16 protein-coding genes and 1 pseudogene are annotated in these 21,542 nt (G+C 45.9%); 11 read left to right on the forward strand and 6 right to left on the reverse strand.

The window, feature by feature from the left end:
• Window positions 1-8: 8 nt before the first annotated feature.
• From KCTCHS21_RS03020 to KCTCHS21_RS03030, 3 genes and pseudogenes are all read left to right on the forward strand, one after another.
• A pseudogene (locus tag KCTCHS21_RS03020) lies at window positions 9-260 on the forward strand (thioredoxin reductase); the annotation flags it as partial.
• Between the two features lie 281 nt (window positions 261-541).
• Window positions 542-1,894 carry an exosporium glycoprotein BclB-related protein gene (locus tag KCTCHS21_RS03025; RefSeq protein WP_162309256.1) on the forward strand — a complete coding sequence of 451 codons (1,353 nt, stop codon included), beginning with the start codon at window positions 542-544 and terminating at the stop codon, window positions 1,892-1,894.
• 328 nt (window positions 1,895-2,222) lie between these two features.
• Window positions 2,223-2,957, forward strand: a complete 735-nt coding sequence (locus KCTCHS21_RS03030) for a suppressor of fused domain protein (RefSeq protein ID WP_130605058.1) — start codon at window positions 2,223-2,225, stop codon at window positions 2,955-2,957.
• Between the two features lie 29 nt (window positions 2,958-2,986).
• On the opposite strand, the gene KCTCHS21_RS03035 is transcribed toward KCTCHS21_RS03030, so the two are convergent.
• From KCTCHS21_RS03035 to KCTCHS21_RS03055, 5 genes are all read right to left on the reverse strand, one after another.
• Entirely contained in the window at window positions 2,987-3,745 is a 759-nt protein-coding gene (locus KCTCHS21_RS03035; protein ID WP_197726500.1) for an SDR family NAD(P)-dependent oxidoreductase, read from the reverse strand.
• The gene (locus KCTCHS21_RS03040) at window positions 3,729-5,075 is read right to left on the reverse strand and encodes a M20 family metallopeptidase (RefSeq protein WP_130605060.1); all 1,347 of its coding nucleotides are present in this window, start codon (window positions 5,073-5,075) and stop codon (window positions 3,729-3,731) included. The genes KCTCHS21_RS03035 and KCTCHS21_RS03040 overlap by 17 nt, the downstream gene beginning before the upstream one ends.
• An 18-nt stretch (window positions 5,076-5,093) precedes the next feature.
• Window positions 5,094-5,489: a RidA family protein gene (locus tag KCTCHS21_RS03045; protein ID WP_130605061.1), complete on the reverse strand. Its 396-nt coding sequence runs from the start codon at window positions 5,487-5,489 to the stop codon at window positions 5,094-5,096.
• 31 nt (window positions 5,490-5,520) lie between these two features.
• A complete protein-coding gene (locus tag KCTCHS21_RS03050; RefSeq protein ID WP_130605062.1) occupies window positions 5,521-6,627 on the reverse strand; it encodes an alanine racemase in 1,107 nt (368 codons plus the stop codon).
• 116 nt (window positions 6,628-6,743) lie between these two features.
• Window positions 6,744-7,544 carry an IclR family transcriptional regulator gene (locus KCTCHS21_RS03055; RefSeq protein WP_130605063.1) on the reverse strand — a complete coding sequence of 267 codons (801 nt, stop codon included), beginning with the start codon at window positions 7,542-7,544 and terminating at the stop codon, window positions 6,744-6,746.
• Between the two features lie 198 nt (window positions 7,545-7,742).
• On the opposite strand from KCTCHS21_RS03055, the gene KCTCHS21_RS03060 reads away from it, so the two are divergent.
• Window positions 7,743-9,047: an aspartate aminotransferase family protein gene (locus KCTCHS21_RS03060; RefSeq protein ID WP_130616321.1), complete on the forward strand. Its 1,305-nt coding sequence runs from the start codon at window positions 7,743-7,745 to the stop codon at window positions 9,045-9,047.
• A gap of 41 nt (window positions 9,048-9,088) precedes the next feature.
• Window positions 9,089-10,546: a M81 family metallopeptidase gene (locus tag KCTCHS21_RS03065; protein ID WP_130605064.1), complete on the forward strand. Its 1,458-nt coding sequence runs from the start codon at window positions 9,089-9,091 to the stop codon at window positions 10,544-10,546.
• Between the two features lie 51 nt (window positions 10,547-10,597).
• Here KCTCHS21_RS03065 and KCTCHS21_RS03070 read toward each other — a convergent pair whose 3' ends face one another.
• On the reverse strand, window positions 10,598-12,175 hold the full coding sequence (locus KCTCHS21_RS03070) for a type 2 periplasmic-binding domain-containing protein (RefSeq protein WP_130605065.1): 1,578 nt from the start codon (window positions 12,173-12,175) through the stop codon (window positions 10,598-10,600).
• A gap of 124 nt (window positions 12,176-12,299) precedes the next feature.
• Here KCTCHS21_RS03070 and KCTCHS21_RS03075 point away from each other — a divergent pair, with 124 nt between their 5' ends.
• The 6 genes from KCTCHS21_RS03075 (at window position 12,300) to KCTCHS21_RS03095 (ending at window position 21,381) form a co-directional block, all read left to right on the forward strand.
• Window positions 12,300-14,540 carry a helix-turn-helix domain-containing protein gene (locus KCTCHS21_RS03075; protein WP_157993931.1) on the forward strand — a complete coding sequence of 747 codons (2,241 nt, stop codon included), beginning with the start codon at window positions 12,300-12,302 and terminating at the stop codon, window positions 14,538-14,540.
• Window positions 14,541-14,613: 73 nt separating this feature from the next.
• Complete coding sequence (locus KCTCHS21_RS30785) at window positions 14,614-14,790, forward strand: hypothetical protein (protein ID WP_157993932.1); 177 nt, start codon at window positions 14,614-14,616, stop codon at window positions 14,788-14,790.
• A gap of 30 nt (window positions 14,791-14,820) precedes the next feature.
• Window positions 14,821-16,329, forward strand: coding sequence for an ABC transporter substrate-binding protein (locus tag KCTCHS21_RS03080; RefSeq protein WP_130605067.1), 1,509 nt, complete (start codon window positions 14,821-14,823; stop codon window positions 16,327-16,329).
• A gap of 88 nt (window positions 16,330-16,417) precedes the next feature.
• Window positions 16,418-17,368 carry a carbohydrate ABC transporter permease gene (locus tag KCTCHS21_RS03085; protein WP_130605068.1) on the forward strand — a complete coding sequence of 317 codons (951 nt, stop codon included), beginning with the start codon at window positions 16,418-16,420 and terminating at the stop codon, window positions 17,366-17,368.
• 12 nt (window positions 17,369-17,380) lie between these two features.
• Window positions 17,381-18,217, forward strand: a complete 837-nt coding sequence (locus tag KCTCHS21_RS03090) for a carbohydrate ABC transporter permease (RefSeq protein WP_130605069.1) — start codon at window positions 17,381-17,383, stop codon at window positions 18,215-18,217.
• 131 nt (window positions 18,218-18,348) lie between these two features.
• Entirely contained in the window at window positions 18,349-21,381 is a 3,033-nt protein-coding gene (locus KCTCHS21_RS03095) for a hypothetical protein (protein ID WP_130605070.1), read from the forward strand.
• The last annotated feature ends 161 nt before the right edge of the window (window positions 21,382-21,542 follow it).

The following is a 21,542-nucleotide window of genomic DNA, read 5'->3' on the forward strand; positions in this document are numbered from 1 at the left end:
GGTAGTTTTATTTCTTTTACGGCAAGCCCATGAGTGAAACATCAGTTCCCGGTCTGTTTGCAGCGAGAGATATTTTACATCATGAAGGAAAGCTTCACTTAATCGCAGGTGCATTTCAGGACGCGGCTAATGCAGTCAACAAAGCCAAGCAATATATCGAGCCGGGTGCAGAGGAGACAGGAAGAGTTTCTTCGCATCATGAAATATTTAAAGAGAGAAATATTAAACTGGTTAAACATTTGTATGAACAGCGAACCTAGTCTATGACAATTGAACTGCCACGCCTCCACCATGTAAATCCACAACCGCACGAGGTTGTGGATTTTGCATTTACTAGATTTTTAATGATGGGAACGAATCGCGAGGCAGTGACGAAATTATTACTTGAACTATGAGGTAATTTGAGCATAATTTTTTGCAAAATGTAACCGTGGTTACAGATTAATCACCTTAAATGAATTAGAATAGTAGGAGATAACATTTCAGGATGTTATAGAGCAACGATTTGAATACAATTTATTTATACTTAGGAGGAAGTAATGTGTTTAAAAAGAAATGGCTAATTCTCGCAACAGTATTTACGCTTGTTACCACATTAATCTCAGTACCGGTAACTCAAGCGGCAGGCATTTCCCTGAATATCAATGGGAAAAACGTACAGAATGATGTTCAGCCAGCAGTCATAAAAGGAACGGTGTTTGTACCTCTAAAGCATGTCTCCGATACATTAGATATAAAGATGAAATGGGATAGTGCAGCTCAGACAGTGACCGCTGTTAAGGACGATGTTACAGTCACTATTATTGTTGGAGATTTGGTTGCAACTGTAAAAGAGGGCTCCGAAATAACGAAGGTGACGCTTGAGCAGCCTGCACAAATCATTCAAAACAGGGTTATGGTGCCTATACGTTTTCTAGCAGAACAATTCGATGCCAAGGTGAAATGGGATGATAAACTCAAGTCAGTTATCATCACGACTGGAGATAGCTCCTCGACTGGTTCAACTGGTACGAAAGGTGATAAAGGCGACAAAGGCGACAAAGGCGATAAAGGGGATAAAGGGGATAAAGGCGATAAAGGAGATACCGGACCAGCGGGCTCTTCTGGTTCTGGATCGTCAGGTCCAGCAGGTCCTGCGGGCGTAACAGGTCCAGCAGGTCCAACAGGTCCGCAAGGTACACCAGGTACACCAGGTACACCAGGCACACAAGGCATACCAGGTACACCAGGCACACAAGGCATACCAGGTACACCAGGTACACCAGGCACACAAGGCATACCAGGTACACAAGGCACACAAGGCATACCAGGTACACAAGGCACACAAGGCGCACCAGGCGCACCAGGCGATAAAGGTGATAAAGGTGATAAAGGTGATAAAGGTGATAAAGGATCCTCGACCATCATTCCGTTTGCTTCCGGCGGACCGATTACTATGACGACTATTGCCGGTGGGCTAGTTGGAACGTCCAGTGCGGTCGGTTTCGGAAGTTCCGCCACAGGCTTATCATTAATCGGTGGAACTGTAGATATCACTACTACCCCCAATTATGCCTTTTCGTTACCACGTGATGGAACATTGACGTCGATATCAGCCTTTTTCAGCACATCTACGGCGTTGATTCTAGTTGGCTCATCAGTCACCATTACTGCACAATTATATAGCTCTAATAATAATACGTTCTCACCTGTTCCGGGCGCTACAGTTACGCTTTCGCCATCAATTACAGGAGTAATAGCTATAGGGAGTACCTCCAGTGGTATTACCACTGGGTTGGCTGTTCCTTTAACAAAAGGGACGCGGTATCTACTTGTCTTCTCTTCAACGGCAGCCGGGCTGACTTTGATAAATGATGTTCAAGGATATGCCAGCGCGGGTATCGCAATAGAATAATGACAGCGACTGCGAGGAACAAATTATTAAATAGGTAAAAATGAAATAATGTAGAGGAAGCCATCTAACACTTGGGGTTAGGTGGTTTTTTCTACATATCAGCAATAGAATTTTCTATACTTTTCTGATATGTCTCCGACATAAACGTTGAACGCCGTGAAAGAAAGGCGTCAGCCGTTTATGCTTGTGCTAATTAAAGTGCTGCCATTGTTTTTTCGTGGAGATTTATATGTTCCTTGCAACAAACTGATAAGATATACTGTATATACATAAATGGGATTTATTAGATGTTGTAGATAACTATTATACATAGAGGAGATTCGCTAAGATGACTAAAGAATACTCTAAAGCAGGCGATCCAATATATCGGTATGAAAATAAAGAATCGGAGTGGAGACCTCCGACATATGGTGAAGAAGGCTGGATGGAGAAAATTGGGGAGCACATGGAGAGATACTATGGGACGGTGGAGACCGTTCTGCACGAGATTATTTCCGATTTAATTCACATTGATGTACATCATATTAAACCTACAGAACGCCATCCGTATAATGTCTTGTTCACAACGGGAATGAGTTATCTTCCTATGAATACCCCTGAGGGGAGGGAAGATTATCGATATGCGGAATTAATGATTTGTTTGCCTCCAGATTGGCAGATATCAGACAAAGCGTTCAAAAATTCCGATAATTATTGGCCTGTCTACTGGCTGAAAATGCTGGCAAGATTGCCTCATGAACATCATACGTGGCTGGGTGAAGGCCACACGATTCCAAACGGAGATCCGGCCGAATCTCTCTCCAATACAACTGCAATGAATGGTATTATTCTGCTTCCTCCAATTAGAGTGAGCCAGGATTTCCATACCTTGAAAATAGACGATGTACATAGTGTTCACTTTTACTGTCTAGTTCCGCTCTTCGGTGAGGAGATGAAATTCAAGTTAAATGAAGGTTACGATGCACTTACTGATAATTTTGATAAGTATCAAATAGACGAATTAATTGATTTAAAAAGAAAGAACACATGCAAGCGTTCGTTCTTCTCTAGGTGGAAAGGTTAGTAGCATGATTGTATTTACGCACTTCTCAACTAAGAAAGTTTGATGAGTTGACCTCCGTCAATGACCATGCAGTGTCCGGTCATATACCGCGATTCGTCGCTGGCCATGAACAAAGCGGCCGAGGCGATCTCTTCTGGCTGCCCGACGCGCTTCATCGGAATTGTTTTCAAATATTCCGCAATAGCGGGCGGATTTTCAATGAGCGGCTTCGTCAGCCTAGTCTCGATAAATCCGGGGCAAAGGGAGTTTACGCGGATGTCGTACGACGCCAATTCCACCGCCATCGACATCGCCAGCAAATTAATCCCGCCCTTGGCCGCGTTGTAATGGGCTTGATCCGCCTCGGCCGCAAGACCGTTAACACTCGACATCTGGATAATGGAGCCGCCGCTTCCGAGCTTGACCATTTCCTTGGCAACTCGTTGGGAGACTAAGAAAGTTCCCTTCAGGTTAATATCCAGATGCCAGTCCCAATCCTCCTCCGTAATTTCGAGGAAAGACGCAGTGCGGTTGACGCCCGCATTGTTCACGAGAATGTCAATTCGACCCCATTCCCGTAGAGCTTCATCGACCATACGATCCACGTCTGCTCGGTATCTGATATCCGCTTCGATCGCGATCGCTTGACCGCCTTTGTCCGTTATATAAGCTGCGGTCTCTTCGAGCGCCTCTTTATCGAGACCGGCGACGGCGACTTTCGCGCCTTCCGCGGCAAACCGGACGGCAATCGCCAGACCAATTCCTTGGGAACCGCCCGTCACGAGCGCTATTTTATCCTTTAGCCTCAACTTGCAAACCTCCCACGTCTTCCGAGATTCCGCACCAATCGATAATGATTTCGGCATACCACCGAATCAGAGCTTCATAAGAAGCGATATCGAGAAATTCGTCCGCCCCATGCGCGTTACCGCCGCTAGGACCGAGTACTAAAGCAGGCGTATCGCTGTACAAGTTAAACATAAAGCCGTCGCAGGCAAACGGCGATCCTGTCGGAGGCTCTGCAGAGCGACCGAGCACCCGTGCGCCGCAATCCGCGGTCAGCTCCATAAACCGGGCGGTGTTGTCGTCTTTCTTCATTTCACTTGCGGATAAATAGCGGATTAAGGGCCTGATCTGCGGTTTGCACTTTTGTAGCAACGGATACTTGGAAATATGCGCTTCGTAAAATGCCCATAGATCCGCGATAATGCTCTCTCCGGTCATTCCGGGATAGCCTTCGATCCAGAAATTCAATTCTCCGGTCGCGGGAAGCTTCTCTTGAAGCTCGCGAGTAACGTCTCCGGAATAAATCGTCAGAAGAGTCACTTCCGCTTTCCGACCGCTTTGCCACCAAGAAGGGACCTCAAGGGTCTCCTTTCGGTAGGTATCGTATGCTCGTAGAAAATTGGCGAAATCGATCGTCGCCTCGAGCGCACTCACCAATTCTTCGCCCGCGAAGGCGATTCCGCTTCGGCCGGTGAAGGTAGCCTTCCAGATACCACCACCAAGATGTGCCGGATAGAGCCTCATATTAGAAGGCTCCGGAATAATCGCCATGTCCGGGTTTGGACCGCGAAGCCTTCCAGCAAGAGTGCCATTGGCTCCCCCGTGCTCCTCATCCACGACGCTTTCGATGTAGACGCTTCCCGCGATCGGGATGTTAAGCTCTTGAAGACATTTGACCGCCATCATTGCGGCAGCCATTCCGCCCTTCATATCATACGAGCCCCGACCGTACAATTTGCCGGAATCGACAGTCCCGGAGAAGGGGGGGTGAGTCCATGTTTCCGTTCCTTCATAGACGGTATCGGCATGCCCGGAGAACATCAAGGAGCGCCCCGGACCGCCGCCGAAAAAAGTTCCGACGACATTCGGTCGGTTGTCATAGCGGCGAGAATCCATATAAGCTACATGTTCCCGCAATCCCGGCACCTCGGAAAGCTCGTATAGATCCACTTTGGCTTCCTGCTCGCGCATCCATTTCGCCAAGAAATGCTGATACTCCGCTTCATTGCCGGTCGGAGGATGATTGACGCTTTCGATTTGCACCAGCTTGGATGCAAATGCAATCGCTTTCAATTGATTTTCCTTCATCCACCCATTAATCGATAGGGATATTTCCTCGCGGCTCTTATGCAACGTTTATTCTCTCCCTCGTCAGCCTAGTGCTTCCCGTTTGGCGGGAGCGAATGCGATCACGTCGATTTCCACCAAATAGGCGCCCATATCAATCGGAGCGGTCGTTCTGGCCGGATAAGGGGCGTTAAACACCTCGGCGTACGTTTTATTGTAGCCTGGGAAGTCTACTGCTCGACTGACGAAAGCATTGGATTTAATAACATGATCCATCGTCAGTCCCGCCTTTTCCAGTATGATTTCTATATTGCGCAGGCACTGCCGGGTTTGCGCTTCAATCGTATCTCCTACGACTTCTCTCGTTACAGGGTCAACGCCTACTTGACCGGACACATATACAAAATCGCCTGAACGAATAGCATGAGAGAAAGGAAGCGGAAATTGTGGTGCATTTTCAACGTGAATAGCTTTTGACATGAATAATCATCCCTTCAATCTAAAATGATAGTTACCGAATTTTACCGCGCGCATCGACTTTAATCATATGATCTATCCGGTTTCCGCGAACTCCTTGTAGCTCATCGTGCAGGTTCGCCGTTGTGCAGCAATGGTTCGGCAGAAACAGTAGCTGGTCGCCAATTTCGAATTGGACGCTTTCCGGCAAATGCAATATCCCGTGTTCCTCGCTCAGCCGCTCCACATAAACGTCCGGGAAATCACGCAAAGTGCCATACCCAGGAACATGAGCACTGGCGTCGCTGCTGAATGTTTTCGAGCCGGCATCGATGATAGCGGTTCCCTTCCGCGGGGTGCTGACGACCGTGGCCAACACGTGCATGGCGCATTCTTCAGGTGTAATGACGCCAATCGCAAGCTGCGAGATGTCTCCGTATACGTAAGCTCCCGGGCGAATTTCCGTGACGCCGTCGATATCGCTGATAAACTTGGAAGTAGGGGTGGAACCGACACTGATTTCTTCGATTGGAATCCCAGACTGTTCTAGCAATTGTTTAGTGCGGACAAGGCCTTCCGCTTCCACCCGGGCTGCTTCCCGTATTTGCTCCTGCGTCTTTTTTCCATAAGCAAATCCGCCGTGCGTCATCAAACCGGTCACATGCACATAAGGGAGTTTAGCAATCTCTTGAACGAGCTGGGCCGTTTCTTCGCCCGGTTCTTTCCCGCAGCGGTTCAATCCGGTATTGACGTCGATATAGAGCTTGATGTCCTTGCCGATTGAGCGTCCTAATTGGGAGAGCCCTTGTGCTACCTGCACGTTATCGGTGCTGACGATGACGTTGGCACGCTCCATCAGCCGGGCCAATCTTCTCAGCTTCGTCTCGCCTACGATCGGAAAAGCGACAAGAAAGTCGGCTATGCCTGCATCAGCCAACACCTCTGCTTCCCCTAGCTTAGCAACAGTAATCCCGCAAGCGCCGTAACGAATTTGTTCTTTCGCGATCCAAATGCTTTTGTGCGTTTTGAAATGCGGTCGCAACTTTACGCCGGCTTGGTGCGCCAATTCCGCGGTATGCCTTAGATTTCGATCCAAAATATCTAAGTCGATAAGTACGGCGGGGGTTTCCAATTCAGCCCACGGGTGTCGATTCTGCTGCACGCTACTCGTCCTCCCTTATTCTATTTTATCTATCGAAACATATGTTTCATTAATTCGAATGGTAACTGATGATTTCGGGTTTGTAAATACAAAAGTTTGCAAATATCGTTATTCGATTAGTTATCGTTGCCCTGCGCAATCCCATGGTAATAAATCCGCAAGCTTAATTCCTTGGCGCTTTGCTTGACCCAATCTTGGGCGCGTTGCCACAGCTCATCGGTCAGCCGCGTCTCGGGGATGGAGATGCCGATCGCGGCTACCGCTTCATTATTAGAATTGCAGATGGGAGCCGCTACGCAGCGTACGCCTTGTACAGCTTCTCCATAGCTATGGAAGAGGCCATCATCGCGTGCTTCCCGAATCTGTTCGAGCAGCTGGTCCAAGTCGTTGATCGTCGACTCCGTAAGCTTGCCCAGCGATTTATCTGAATAGATGGAGGAGATTTCTTCATCGGTGTTCTTGCTTAACATTGCCTTACCCATCGCGGTGGAATGGATGGGAAGCTTCATTCCCATATGGGAGACGAACCGGACCGGATGACTGCTTTGCTTTTCGGAGACGTAGAGAATCTTATCTCGGTCCCTGATTGACAGGAACACCGCTTCGTTAATGTCGCCTACGATTTTCAATGCGATATGCTGAAACTCGGAGATCAAATCCGTGTTCTGGGTGTATTTCGTCGCGATTTCCAGCAGCTTGTGGCCTAGGCGAAACTGTTTCTCGCTATTATCACTTTCCAGATATCCCCGCTCTAACAAGTTTTGAATGATCTTATAGGTGCTGCTCGTCGGCAAATCCAGCCTTCGTGAAATTTCCACCAAGTTAAGCGAATGCTGTTGATCGGCAAGCAATTCTAATATATCCAACACGCGGTCGGCGGATTTTACAAAGGTGACTTGTTTCCCGGTATTTTCCACAAAAACATTCCTCCTGCGAAAACAAATTTCTTATTGGCAATAAGATATAGACCAATCTACAGCATTAATGAAAAATTGTCTAACGGGTTATTTCATACTGTAATCATAAGTATAATATATAAATAGAAAATTATTTTCTTGATATAAAATAATTGCTTTGTTAATATGGGAAAAAATCACTCCTTCGGAGGCACACAAATGACAGTATTCGAAACTTCAAAAACAAAGTACGCGGAATCCCGTAATTCTCTTGCTGGTGGCGTATCCAGCTCCTTGCGTGCTTCAATGAAACCAGTGCCGCTTTATGCAGCTTCGGGAAAAGGCTCGCATATCCGGGATGTCGACGGAAATGAGTATGTTGATTACATGTTGGCTTACGGTCCATTGATTCTCGGACACGCGCATGACGGCCTAACCGAGAGCATTATCGAAGCCATGCGCAAGGGATACACTTATGGCGTGCAGCATGAGGGGGAAATCGAGCTCGCGCAGCTATTATGCGAAGTGCTGCCTTGCGCGGATAAAGTGTCGCTGAGCGGTTCCGGTACGGAAGCGGTCATGCTAGCGTTAAGGCTGGCCCGCGCCCACACGGGTAGAAGCAAGGTTATTCGCTTTCACGGTCACTACCACGGATGGTCGGATGCCATCTTTACTTCTTTTCCGAGCGCGGATATGAAAGGACATGCGGTTGATAACGATTCCGCGGTTTCTCCGGGAACTAACGGACAGAGCGCGAACAGCTTGTCCGATGTCATTTTGTTGCCATGGAACGATAAAGCCGCGCTTGAGTCGACTCTCCGCACCCGGCATTTCGAGATCGCGGCCGTCATTACCGAACCCGTTATGTGCAATTCCGGCTGTATTCTTCCCGAGGAGGGGTACCTTGAATTGATCCGAGATCTTACGAAAGAGCTTGGAATCGTAATGATCATGGATGAAGTCATTACGGGATTCCGGCTTGGAATCGGCGGCGCCCAGGAGAGATTCGGCATTACGCCCGATCTCGTGACCGTAGGCAAAGCGCTCGGCGGGGGCATAGCAATCAGTGCGGTCGGCGGTAGGGAAGCCATCATGAAATTGGTGGATGACGGGGTAGTCAGCCATCTTGGAACCTTGAACGGAAACGGCGTGTCCACGGCGGCGGCGATTGCCACGATCCGCGAGCTTCGCAAAGATAAGGGGGCCGCCTTCTCCCATATGGAAGGGTTGACTGGTACATTAGTCGAAGGCTTCCGGTCATTATTTAAGCAGCACGACGTACCGGGAATTATCAATCAAATCGGTCCCGTCTTTAATGTCATGTTTACGGAAGAAACAGAGGTTCGGGGTTTCGCCGCTTACAATAGACGCGATTCGGCCAAATACGCTCGCTTCGCCGAGCTGATGCTGGATGAGGGAGTTCTCGTTCGTCCGAACGGCTTGTGGTATCTGTCGACCGCGCACAGTGAAGCGGATATTGAGAAAACACTCTCGGCGATCGGCGCTGTGCTTCCGAAGTTATAATAAAATAATTCGAATTTGGGCAGGAGAGGAGAAGGATTCGGATGAGGCTATTAGTAGCGGGCATTTTCCACGAGACGAACACTTTCGCTCCAGGGAAGACGGAAATCGAGCAGTTTCAAGGCGAGTGGGTAGAAGGTGCCGACGCCTACCTCGAGCGATATAAAGGAACCCGGACGAGCATGGGGGGAGTAATCGACGCGGCTGCCGCTGAGAATACGGAGTTGGTATGCGGAGCGTATTTGTCCGCTACACCGTCGGCTATGGTCTCGGCTTCAGCCGCTGAAGTCCTTCTAGCCAAGCTGGTTTCCACGGTTGATGCGGAAGCCGATGGCATTATCGTCATTCTGCATGGGGCAATGGTGGCAGAAGGGATCGCGGACATGGAGGCTGAAGCGCTTCGCCGCATTCGGACGAAAGTCGGACTGAAAGTGCCGATCGCGATTACGTTGGATATGCATGCGAATGTCAGCCAGGAGATGCTGGATCAAGTTCAGATCGTGACCGGCTATGACACTTACCCGCACATCGATCCTTATGAAAGAGCCGTCGAGGCGCTCGTGTTATTGGCACGTACGGTGCGGGGGGAATTGACTCCTGTCCTAGCGCTTGCTCGGCCGGGAATGCTGATCGTGCCACCGGTGATGCTGACAGATGAAGCGGGTCCGATGCGGGAATTGATGAGTAGGGCATTCGAGATGGAGCGGGAGCCGGGCGTGCTCAGCATTATGGTTGCGGGTGGTTTTCCTTACAGCGATGTGCCGGCCGCCGGTATGGCTTTCGTCGTTGCGACGGATGGAGATTCGGCGCTTGCTCACAGGCTAGCCAACGAGCTCTCGTTCATGGCTTGGGAACGCCGGGAGCGATTCGTCAGTCCGGCCTATCCACCGGCGGATGCCCTACGATTAGCCATGGAAGAGCCGAAAGGCCCGGTTGTCCTTGTCGAAGGCTCCGATAACGTAGGGGGCGGAGCTCCAGGAGATGCGACATTCCTGCTCGGACATTTGGTCGACGCCCCGGTTAAGAGCCTGATCGTGATTTGCGATCCGGAAGCGGTAAAGCTTGCCGACAGGCTTGGAGTCGGAGGAACGTTCGAGGCCGACATCGGCGGCAAAAGCGATCGGTTGCATGGCGATCCGGTTGCCGTTCGAGGGCAGATTGGGTTGCTATTCGACGGGAAGTACACCCATATCGGCTCTTATATGACGGGTCAGAGAGCGGATATGGGGCGAACCGCGGTTATTGAAGTCAATCGATTAACGATAATTATTACAGAACGACGGACGGCTCCTTGGGATCCCGGCCACGTCGTTTCGCTTGGGCTGCGCGCGCAAGACTTCCACATCATTGCGGTTAAAGCGGCAATCGCGTGGAAGACGGCATTCGGGGACATCTGCACGAGGTATATTCTCGTCGATACTCCCGGTTGCTGCGCGGTGGATGTAAACCATTTTAGCTATAAGCAAATCGTACGGCCTATCTACCCGCTTGATCGTGAATGAAAAGAAGAGGCTGCCACTGAGTTAATCAATGGACAGCCTCTTCTTTTTTATTTATCGAGTCCCCGAGGCAACGGATTTCACCTGCATCTCGAAGTTTTTAATGATTTGGAATCCGTTATAATGACTCATGATTTCATTGTAATAGACTGGCCATCGCTTTCCCGACTGATCGGAGAACAGCATTTTGACTTGCAGCTCGTTTTGCCTGGACCGGAAAGCTCCTACATCAATGCCGACGGGCGGTGCCAATGTAACTCCAAGCTTCGCTTTGACTGGAAGCTGGACCAAGAATGTTTTGATGTCTGTGTCTCTCGCTGTCGTATTGGGATCAACGATCTGCAAACCTAGCACGCTAGGGGTCTCCGGCGTGAAGAAACCCCATAATTTTAATGAGTCGACAGAATGTCTAGAATCCTCCGCCTTCTTAGGTAATAACGTGATCGTGTTACCGCGACGCGAATAGTGCTCCCCCTCTATACCGTAATGGGTGAGGAGAAACCCCTCATCACTCGATAGCCAATCTAATATTTCCACTATTTTCTTTATTCTCTCGGGATACTTGTCGGCAGTCATCTTGGCAAAAACAAAAGGATATTCAGGTGAACCCCCTGCCCTTAACGGCTGGTTACCCAGCGGGTTAAAGGGTACCCAGTTGGCTTTCGGATCAAGCTTACGACTAAGCGATTGAATACTTCCCGGATTAGCATCCAAGGCGAAATCAACGGTTTGGCCAAGGACAACACCTACTTTTCCATGTATCGCTTTGTCGATATGCTCCGTGCCGGAGTTGAAAAACCAGTCAGGATCGACCAACCCCCCATTAATGACCTTAAGAATATCGTCTACGACATGTTCGATTCTCAGATCCGATTCCATGTCGACAAGCTTATTATTATTCATATAAGCCGGATATACGAGACCGTTCTTTGCATACTCGGGCCAGTCGGTAGACAGACTCGAATTGTTGCCCGATGTCGTAAATCCATAGGTATCCTTCTTGCCGTTTCCGTCCGGATCATCGAATGTAAAGGCGCGTAATACTTGCAAATATTCGTCGTAATTATGCGGAATTTTCAATCCTAAATGCTTAAGCCAATCTTGACGGATATAGTAGCTGCGATAAGAATTCTTATCATAGGGAATCGGAGCACGATAGAAGCGATTATGAATCTGATATTGTTTCAATTCCTTCTCGGTTACCCAGTACTTGAAGTAGTTTGGCATCGAAAGCGGGGATACATAAGACGACATATCCGCGAGCACGCCATCGAGCGAAAGTTTGGAAGCTCCGTCGCTGCTTCTATCGATCCACATATCAGGAGGGTTGTTGGAGAATAGCAATGACTCGATCTTGGCGTTATACTCATTTCCAGGCACCATAGCGGTAACATGGATACGGACGTTAAACTTCTTCTCTATGATTTGGCGAATAAGATCGGTATCTCTCTCAGGCAATGCCATATCCAAGGGAGCATTGATGAACAGATTCAAAAACATAATTTGTTGATCTTCATTTGGAGGCGCAGGAAGGGGCGATTTGTTGTTTTGCGCCCAGATGCTCCAACAGAGTACGAATAATCCGATGACTAAGAAGACAATTAAAGGTAGAATAGATCGGTATCGTATCAACCATTTTCCCCTCCGGACAGCTCATTGCTGATTACTTATTTAATATGTTAAGTTATTTCCTAGAGAAAATAAATGACTTTCGAATAATAAATTTTGCTAACTATCTAGCGGAATGAGGGGAGCAATGAAGACAAACTGGTTTAACAGATTACTACTCTCCTATTTGCCAGTATTTTTTATTATCAGCTTAAGCCTCTTGCTAATGACCTTCCTGACTTTAAGCGAAATGTCCAAGAAGGCTTCCGTAAAGGCGAATAATGCTGTGTCTCACAATATTTCGAAGATGATAGACAGCAAGCTCGCGGATATAGACTCCTTATTTCTATATGAAATACAGAACAATGAGAAGATCAAACAGTTTTTCTCGGACAATCCCAAGGACAATCGCCATTATACGGATATTCAAGCTTCTTCGGCATTAAAGGAACTATTGCAGAACAATCCGACGATAGAATCCATTTATTTGTATCGTACTCCAGATCGAACAATTCTTACCCGGTCGACGTTAACCGATTTGAACGATTTCGCTGATAGTCAATTTATCGGATTATCCTTGAACAGCCGCGTTCCTTACCGCTGGACAGCCCGAACCCTAGTACCGCAAAATACCGATGGGGGTAACGCCCGAAGAGTAATCAGCTTGGCCAAAAACACGAATCTGAGCAATTTAAGCATCCTCATCGTCAATGTCCGTATCGAGTCCCTGCTTGGATGGATAACCAGCATGACCGACAACAATTCGACCTTTGTCCATCTCAGTGACGAAGAAGGAAATCTTATCGTCTCTACGGAAGCGACTGCCAATGGCAAGACATCCAACATGGGGGCTGGCACAGTCCTATCCTCATCCGTTTCGGAACAAACGGGCTGGATCATATCCAGCGGCACTCTTAATAGCGGAATTCTGGAGTTTGTGTCCTCGCTATTCTACGTATGGATGGCTATTGCAGCAGTAATCGTTATTGCAGGGTTGACCTGGATCATCTATGTGTCCAGGCGCCAATACAAGCCGGTTATGACTTTAATGAACATGATTTCAGGAGCGCGTAAGGCATCTCCTACTCAGCTGAAGACGGAAAAGGTTGATGAATTTAAATTTATTGAATCATCAATCGAAGAGCTTCTCGATGAATCCAACATGCTTCAAGAGCAGCACAAAGAATTGTCCGTATACCACAGAAGACATTTGTTTCTTAGCTTAATGGAGGGAACGAACTCCACAGCCAACTTCGGCAAATATCTCGAAGAAGAATTATCGCGGCATGGCATTCATCAACCTGTAAGCGGCTCACTTGTCGCGATTGTCGAGATCGATCATTATACGGAATTCGCGATACAATATCGAAGTGATCAGCATTTACTGAAATACATCCTAGGCGCTTCCATGAAGGAATTAGTCGAGAATAAGCCTTTCACCGTATGGACCGAATGGATTTCCAATTCCAAGATGGGAATTCTCTTTCTATTCCATCATCAGGAAAGCGAGCAAGAAGTACTGGAAAGCTGTGAGAAGTTAAGGGACTGGATAGCTCTTAATTTGGACTTTACGGTGACGATAGGGATTGGTCATCTTATTCAACAACTGGAGTTAACTGCGGAATCGTTCAGGGAAGCGGTCAGTGCTGTTGGTTACAAATCTTCATTGGGAATGAATCGGATTATTACTCCCAAACATATGGTTTCCAAACCAAAGGGTGAATTGTTTAAGCAACTGCAGGTGTTTCGAAGTATTAGTCAATCGTTTAGACTTGGAGACGAGAAATGGGAAGATTATTATGAGGAAATGTATCAGACCCTCCAAGATCAGTTGTATACCCATGATGATCTAGCGAGCCTCATGCAGGTTCTGATCGGATATTTGCAGAAGGAAATGGCTGAGCTGACCGAAGAGTTAAACAAGGTTTGGATCGAGGATGTACAGCCTTCCTTGCTGATGGCGCTTGAACAAGAAACGCAAGAAGAAGTTTATCAGGCCATACACGATATTCTGAAGGATGCCTACGATAGACTAAATAAGCTTCGTGAGAACAAATCGTCCCACCAGCTTATGCATCAAGTTAAAATGTATATCGCCGACAATTACTGCAACCCCGATCTATCGCTCACTCATCTTAGCGACGAATTCCAATTAAACGCCAAATACTTAAGCCGTCTATTTCGAGAAGCATTCGGGATGAAGTTCGTTGAATATGTATCCGAGGTGAGGATGGAGAAGTCAATTCAGATGCTGCTTGAGACGGAAGATACCATTCAAGACATCGGCCGTGCCGTTGGATATGATCAATCACTAACCTTTATTCGCGTGTTCAAGAAGCATGCTGGTGAAACCCCAGGCCAATATCGCAAGAAATATAGTTCGATTTGAAGCCCTGAAGCCCTGCACGGTGTCGCGGGCTTCTTTTTTTCACCAAATAAGTGAAGATGAGGAGAATTATCTATTGCTGACTTATCGTCTATCGCCTAAAAACAGTAATATGTTCCTTTTCATCTATCTGCAGCAAATGATCTATATACCGTGTAATACCCGGGGTGTTACTTTTATTTGCGAGGCGGCGGATGAACAATTGGCTGCTTCAGGACGGAGGGAAAAGGGCTTTACGGCTGTAGAGAAATGAGAAAGCAAAAAAAATCGGGAGGGTTCATCTATGAAAAACAAAGCTAAGGTATGGGGTTTATCGTTGATTTGTTTGCTTCTTGTATTTATGATGGCAGCTTGCAACAGTGGCAAGAACAATTCTCAAGCTTCCAATAGCCAAGAAACCGCTCCAGCTGTAGTAAGCTCCACAGCTAGTCCTGAAGCGAGTGCAACCGCCAGCGAGTCCAATGTCTATCCGGAAAATGGTCTTCCTAAAGATCAGAAAGTTACCTTGAAATTTGCATACTGGGAAAACGGCAGCGGCAGGGAATGGATTGACTACGCGATTGAAACGTTCACGAAGAAATTTCCGAATGTAAGCTTCGATACGACTTATTCTCCTAAGATTGATACGATTATCGGGACGAAAATAGCGGCTAAAAACGATGACGACATGTTCGATATTTTCTCGAACTTTCTTCCGGGAAGTGCAGGCGGCGGTTCGGCCATGGCGACAAGCCTTGTGGAAGCCGGCAAGCTGGAGCCGCAGGACGATCTTTGGGACCATAAAGCTCTCGACATTGGCGTGAAGACGTTGAAGGAGCTTCAGTCGGGTATTTATGAAGGAAGAACTCTCATCCTCGATAAAATGTATGCCATTCCTTACGGGCAGGACATAACGGGGCTCTACTACAATAAAGTTCTGTTCGAGAAACACGGGTGGAACCAAAATCCGAAAACCTGGAGCGAATTTACGACGCTTATCGATACGATCAAAGCGGCGGGAATTATTCCTGTCACATACCCTGGTAAATACCCGGGATACCTAGATTTTTCCATCGGAATACCGAAAATGTTTGAAATCGCTGAGATCAACGGTAATTTGGATAAATTCAATGATGACTATCGTAACTACAAAGCGCCATACTATGCATCAGCAGAAAGCTTGAGCGTATATAACAAGATTTACGAGCTCGGTCAGAAAAAAGCATTCCCGGATGGCGTCGCAGCATTGACCCACACACAATCGCAAATGCAGCTTCTACAAGGGCAAGCAGCATTGGCTTCGACAGGGGAATGGGTTCAGAACGAAATGAAAGATTCCATTCCTGATGGTTTTAAGTGGGGATTCATGCTGGCGCCGATGGGGGATAATCCGGACAGCACCAAATATTATCAGAGCTATGCAGGCGGAGGCCATTACATCTGGGCAGCCAAACCGGACTTAAACAAGAAGTGGGCGAAAGAGTTCTTGGTCTGGATGTGGAATCTTGATGTACAGCAGCTCTATGCGGTTAAAGCGGGAGGATTGCCGGTTCGTACCGACTATATGGATGATGCAGCTTTGGTCGATAAGCTGCAGGATGCTCCGAAAGCCGTTCTTGAATACTTGAAGAATAACCATGTCAAAGGTACTAGCGAGGCGCGTAGTGTTTCGCTGACTGATCAGAATGCAGAAAAGGCGAGAAAGCTGATGGAAGAATCAGTGAACGATATCGCTTCAGGAAAGCTAGATCCGCAGTCTAAGCTGCATGAGGCAGAGGATCTGCTCGCTAAAGCAATTGCCGCTCAGAAATAATAGACCGATTTCATTGCACTTAATAAGAAGCCATCACGGAGCGCTGAAGGAATTAGCGCTCCGTGAATAATAAAGGAGCGACATCACGATGAATGAGCTGCCTAATCCTGTCGCGCACGTAGCAGCACCCCAAAATCAGCAATGGAAGCAGAAAGCCAAATTTCAGAAGAGATTGTTTATTTTTTTGGCAACATTCCCTGCTTTTGGAGGATATATGCTGTTTACGTTGTACCCGAATTTGCTTTCTGTCTATTATTCTTTATTGGATTGGGATGGAATTAAAGAGCCTGTATTTGTTGGCCTGAACAATTTCAAAGATATGTTACAGGATGACTATGTTTGGCGGGCGTTATGGCATAACGTGCTGCTAATGGTAACCATTACACCACTAGTTGTTTTTATTTCAATTATCCTTGCGTACTTGCTGGCGAACAAAGGGTATCGATTCCATTCGGTGTTTAAGGTGCTGTTCTTTTTCCCCAATATACTCTCTTTGGTAGCCGTTTCTTTACTGTGGTCCTTCGTGTATGACGGATCCTTCGGCTTGCTGAATGCGGGGCTGCGATTGATCGGAGTGGACATAGGAAATTATTATTGGCTAGGTGAGAAGAAAGCCGCATTGTGGGCGACGATTCCCCCTTCTGTCTGGGGCGCAGTAGGGTTCTACTTCGTTATTTTCCTGAATGCGATGAGTACGATTCCAAAATCGCTCTACGAAGCGGCAATTCTAGAAGGGGCAAGTCACCGGGTTCGACTATTTAAGATTACCATTCCGCTTATGACCCCTATTATTCGCGTTGCCGTTTTATTCTTAATGTTAGGCGTATTTAAAGGGTTTGAGAACATCTTGATTTTAACGAACGGAGGGCCATCGGGCTCTACGGATGTAATTGGCTTATATATGTTCAATATTGCGTTCGGTGTGGGAATTCACAATTATGGTTACGCATCGGCTATAGGGATGATGTTATTCGTTATCCTAGTTGCGACCAAGCTTGCGATCGATAAGTTCACGACAAATCGGGATTCCGAATACTAGGGAGGGACAGCGGTGAGAGAAAGAAGAACGATAGTTGACACATGGTGGTACACCATTCTCCTGATGTGGTCGGTGACGATCCTGTTTCCTATGATCTGGGTATTCTATGAATCGCTCAAGACAAATCAGGAGTTTTTCCAAAGCGTATGGAATCTACCGGAGGTTCTGCAGTGGACGAACTATAAAGGGGCTTGGCAGAAATACGGAATTGGAAGTGCCATGGTCAATACGGTTTACTACGTTGGCGTAAGCTTGGTGATTGGAACATTCTTAACGGCCATTAACGCTTACGTGCTGACTCGACTGGAGTTTAGAGGGAGAAAGCTGATGTGGGGTATCATTATGCTGTCTCTGTTCCTTCCTGGAATCAATGCATTAATCCCGCAGTATATTTTGATGCGCGATTTGCATTTGACGAACAGTCTGACCGGAATCATTATTCTAGACAGCTTCAGCGAAAGTGCTTTTTATTTGATGATGCTGAGCGGCTTTATGCAATCTTTGCCGAAAGAGCTCGAAGAAAGCGGCGCGATCGATGGGGCATCCATTTTCCAGATTTTCTTCAAGATTATCATGCCGCTTTCAACTGCTGGGATTGTAACTGTGGCCATATTTAAATGTCTCGCCTTGTATAACAATTTCTTGGGACCGTTCATCTACTTGGGAGACCCGGGTAAGTATACGATCGGTGTCGCCATGTATCAGGCAAGTCAAATCATGCAGTACAAAGCGGACTGGGTCACCCTGTTTGCAGGCCTTATGATTACGATGATTCCACTCATCTTCATGTTTATTTTCCTGCAGCGCAGAATTATGGAAGGCGCCACTTTGGGGGCAGTGAAGGGATAAGCGAGAAGATATTCTCTAGGAGAAGGCAGGTTTCAAGCGGCTGGCCACCGCTTCCTCATGCTCCTGATCTGTGCGATACATTGTAGGTAGGCACCCCGAATAACGGAGTTTAATTTAAGGGAGTGAATTTAATGAAAAAATTATCTTCTAAAGTGCCCGCCTTATTTTTAATAGCTGTTTTGTTTTTCGTTACAACTGCTAGGACAGCCTTTGCAGAAGATTTCATGATCGGTTTTTACTATGCACCGCCATCGGGTTATACAAATGGTACGCAGTACGACTATATAAGAGATGCAAATATAAACGAAGTATTTAATGTTAACGCTTTTGATTCAACGATAGATTCCGTCGCAAAAAATATAGCAGCTATGGATTTAAGTAGTCAAAGAGGATTAAAATTTAATATATCTGATCCTAGAGTAAGGTATGTTGATAGTGCAACTAATACTGATATTGATGCTTTTGTAAACGACTACAAAAATCATAGTGCAACGAAAGGGTTTTATGTAAGAGACGAGCCTTCTTCATCAAGGTCGGAAGGTTATGCAAGGGCGTATAATAGGTATTTGTATAACAAAGCTGATAGTATACCTTACGTAAATTTACTCGGTAGCTATCATGATTCCGATTTGGAAACATTTCCAGTCGCGGAAGTAGTCCAAACCGAGGTAGGAAATGGTGCTTTTGTTCAAAGTAATCAGCCGTTGAGACAAAGTTTTATAACCTCTGCGACCTGTAACTTTATTCATTCTATTGAATTAAAAATAGATTATCATACGTGGGACCCTACAGAAAATCTTACATTAACTTTGTGGAATGCCGATAAGACGGTTTGGCTTGCTAAACGCACATTGAATGCTACTAATAATGGTTATTATCCGAGCTTTGAACTTATGGCTAATGTATCCCCAAACACGACTTATCAATGGGAACTAACCCATGATGGCGGTGGAAACAATACGGTTGGATGGATAGTTGGATCTACCTCTGATGTTTATCCGGATGGTGTTGGGTATGTCAATGGCTTAGTTCAAAACTGGGATTATTACTTTAGAATATTCTCAGGGTATACCAAAGCAAACACGACTTTAATCGAACAGAATCAAGGTCTATATTTTGCCAATACTTCTGTTACCAGCACGTGGCCCATGGGGCAGACTTTTAAGACTACTGCATTCTCTACTTATATAGATTCAATTGAGCTCCGTCTTGATAACACCTCATGGTCACCTGGCGAAGCTCTTACATTGAAATTGTGGGATTCGCCTAGTAAAACCTCTCTAATCGCTTCTAGTACGCTAAATTCAACGAACAATATCGATTATCCGAGATTTAAATTAAATGCAAATGTGTTGGCAAATACCACTTATTATTGGGAGATTACACATAATGGGGGAGGAAACAATTCGATAGGACCTATATACTATACGAATTATGATTCCTATCCGGATGGTAATCTTTATTCAGGCGGTACTTCAGCGCCTAATAGCGATTTTTATTTCAAGATATATGGTAAAGATCGTATCAAAATGCCTTTATTAGCATCTCAGACTTTGCAGGGAACAGGTTACACAGTAACAAGTACAAATAGTGTAGGACAAACTTTCAAAACACCTATAAACAGTACCTTTATTAATTTAATACAGTTAATGGTTGATTCCAGCTCATGGGGTACAGGCGAATCCCTTACGTTAAAGTTATGGAATTCACCTTCAAAAACGACTTTAATTGCATCGAGCACATTGACAGCCACCAATAATGGAGACTATCCCCAATTTCAGCTAGCTTGCAATGTATCTTCAAATACAAGTTATTATTGGGAATTAACGCATAATGGCGGGGGAGATAATTCAGTTGGTTGGGTATGGAATTCAAATACCAACAATTATGCAGATGGATCTGCTTATCAAAATGGGTTGGCATTAAATAATGATTTTGTCTTTAGGGTTTATGGAAATCCGGCAATTAAAGATCAAGTTGTTATGAACTCTACATTCGGCGATGGGGATTTTGTAAGTACCTCCAACGTAATCGGCCAAACGATTAAGACACCAGTAAACCTAGAAAGAAACTTATATGGTGTGGAAGTATACTTGGATCCAGCTACCTGGACTACAGGTGAGACGTTAACTATGACCGTTTATGATAGTGTTTTAAGAAAAGAAATTTTTGCCCAATCTTCTATTGCAGATAAATCAAACAATGGTTGGTTTCCAAGGTTTTATATGAATGGTTTTTTAAAACCCAACACTACCTATTACATTGAGTTAACACATAATGGTGGAGGGAACAATAGCATTTATGTGGTTCATTCCCCATTAGATTCTTATGTGGATGGAAGCGGGTATAGAAACGGTACTGCACAAACTTGGGACCTCTATTTCAGAAGTACATTTAGATCGGATTATCAAGATTATTTGGATGAATGGGTAGACGCGATCGGACCGACCAGTCTAAAAAATATTTCCAATGACTTTTATCCATTTTCGACAAAAGGAGTTCTAACGGATGGTTATTTCTTAAACCTTGAGTTATTAAGAGATAAGGGATTAAAGACGAACATCAGTACGCGCGGTTATTTACAATCAGTAGGTATTGATAATTATATGACCCGTCCTGTGGAAAACCAAATGAGATGGAATGTGTTTACAAGTCTTGCATACGGATTGAAAGGGTTATCTTGGTTTACATGGTGGACTCCAACCAATCTCCCGGAATTTACCGACGCTATTATAAACCGAACCGGGACTAAGACTGATTTATATACTCCCGTACAGACGCTAAATGCACAGATAAAAAATTTAGGTCCTACCTTGATGGGATTGACTTCACAAGAAATATTCCATTCGGCTAGTAGCTTGAAAACAGGAACACGCAGTGTGCCTACAGATTTTTTCTGGAAACCTAATAGCATTAGCGATGATGTTATCATCTCTTACTTTAAAGATTCAAGTAATAGGAAGTACATTATGGCAGTTAATAAATCTTATACAAATTCCAATACGTTTACTTTTATTATTAATCCCAAACCTTCAACAGTAACAGAAGTATCCAAAACAACGGGACTAGAAATAAACACCAATTATAATCTCTCAACAGGGGTAATCTCAGCTCTATTTGCACCTGGAGAAGGAAAGCTTTATGCACTTCCTAGCGGGTATTAAATATCAGGTAAGTGGACTGGTAATTGCTACGGTTGGCGGGGATTCCCAGCTGTTCCAGCGCGGGTATCGCAATAGAGTAATAATGTAGAGGAAGCCATCTAACACTTGGGGTTAGGTGGCTTTTTGTCGGATTTGTAGATGTTTTTCCGTTTTAAGTCTTA

This window comes from Cohnella abietis (assembly GCF_004295585.1).
GTDB classification, from domain to species: Bacteria; Bacillota; Bacilli; order Paenibacillales; family Paenibacillaceae; genus Cohnella; species Cohnella abietis.